General features: G+C 70.6%; 1 protein-coding gene. It reads right to left on the reverse strand.

Annotated elements, in window-relative coordinates:
* The coding region (locus tag V6M46_RS19390) for a MopE-related protein (protein WP_332668133.1) at positions 1 to 1,828 on the reverse strand (1,828 nt) is incomplete at both ends.

The raw sequence follows: 1,828 nt of genomic DNA on the forward strand, positions 1-1,828 counted from the left end.
GACGCCGTTGCAGTCGTCGTCGATGTCGTCCGCGTCGGTATCGCGCGCCGAGGGGCTGATCGCAGGGTCACCATCGTCGCAATCGCCGCCGACTTCGGTGTAGCCGTCGTCGTCGTCGTCGGTGTTGACGGTGCCCTCGTCGACCGCGCCGTCGCAGTCGTTGTCCTGCCAGTCGGCGAGCTCGGTGGCGCCCGGGTTGGTCTCGGCGGCGGTGTCGTCGCAGTCGCCGGTGGACTCGGAGTAGCCGTCGCTGTCGGCGTCATCGAGGGAGGTGCCCTCGTCGGTCAGGCCGTCGCAGTCGTTGTCGAGGCCGTCCGCGAGCTCGGGGGCGCCGGTGAAGACGCTGCCGTCGGTGTCGTCGCAGTCGCCGCCGAGGGTGCTCGTGCCGTCGCCGTCGGCGTCGATGCTCCCGGCGTCGACGACGCCGTCACAATCGTCGTCCCGCCCGTTGCCTTCGATCTCGTCCGCGCCGGGGTGGATGTCGGTGTTGTTGTCGTTGCAGTCCCCCCCCTCCTCCGTGTACCCGTCGACATCGTCATCGGCGCAGGAGGTGCCCTCGTCGACGACGCCGTCGCAGTCCTCGTCGACGGTGTCGCAGGTCTCGGTGGCGCCGGGGTGGGCGCCCGCGTTGGTGTCGTCACAGTCGCTGCTGCAGCCGCTGAAACCGTCCCCGTCGATGTCGTAGAGGTCGGCCGAGCCGTTGAGGCAGTCGTTCCCGCGCAGCAGCCCGTACGGCACCTCGGCGTCCTCCCGCAGCCCGACCGACAAGGTCGCGTTCGCGGGCAGCTCGTCCGTGGGCGTGAACAGCACCCCGAGCGGGGTCGAGAGCCCCGCCGGCACCGCCAGCGGGAGGGTCACGTCGGAGGTGAACGACAGGTGGGAGAAGGTCAGGCTGGTCACCTCGAGGTCGAGGTTGCCGCCGTTGATGAGCGAGAAGGACTGCGTCCCGATGTCGCCGACGCCCACCGCGCCGAAGTCGACGAGGCTCGGCGCCAGCGTGATCAGCGCCTCGCTGGTGTGCACCCGCACGTCGACCACGTGGGTGTTCTCGGACTCCTCGTCCGTCTGGATGGTGATCTGCGCCCGGTTCCACGCCTCCGCCGTGGCGGTGTAGTGGAACGTGAGCGCGACGGTCTCGTCCAGGCCGACCGTGGGGAGATCCCCCTCCAGCTCGCCGAAGCCATCCCCCGCGACGGCGAGCACGTCCACCGCCACGATGTTGACATCGCTCCCGGCCGTGGTGGTCAGCGAGATCGTGTAGTCGAGCTCCGTGCCGACGGCCATCTCGCCGAGGTCCACGAGGCCGGGGCTCACGACGAGCTGCTTCTTCTTCGCGGTGAGCTCGTAGTCGCCGTCCCCGCAGGCGGTGAAGCCCAGGGAGGCGAGCGCCACCGCGGCCGGCCCGCGGCTCGCCGTTCCCACCGAACGCGCCCGGCGGCGCAGGCCCGCGAGGAGCATCAGCGCCAGGGAGGCCGCCCCCATACCCGGGGTTCCGCCGGTCGCGCAGCCGCATTCCTTCGCGTCTTCCACGGGGATCTCCTCCTCGACCGCTGCGTCGCAGCCCTCGTCGGTGTCGCCGTCGCAGTCGTTGTCGAGGTCGTCACAGTGTTCGGGCATGCCGGGGTTCACCCATCCAGTGGTGTCGTCACAATCGCCGGCGTCGGTCGTGTAGCCGTCCCCGTCCTGATCGAGCAGGCCGGCGTCGACCACGCCGTCACAGTCGTCGTCGAGGCCGTTGAGCACCTCCTCCGCGCCGGGGTTGGCGAGCGGGTTGGCGTCGTCACAGTCGCCGCCCTCCTCGGTGTAGCCGTCCGCGTCGTCGTCGAAG

It is taken from the genome of Aeromicrobium sp., from assembly GCF_036676885.1.
Classification (GTDB): domain Bacteria; phylum Actinomycetota; class Actinomycetes; order Propionibacteriales; family Nocardioidaceae; genus Aeromicrobium.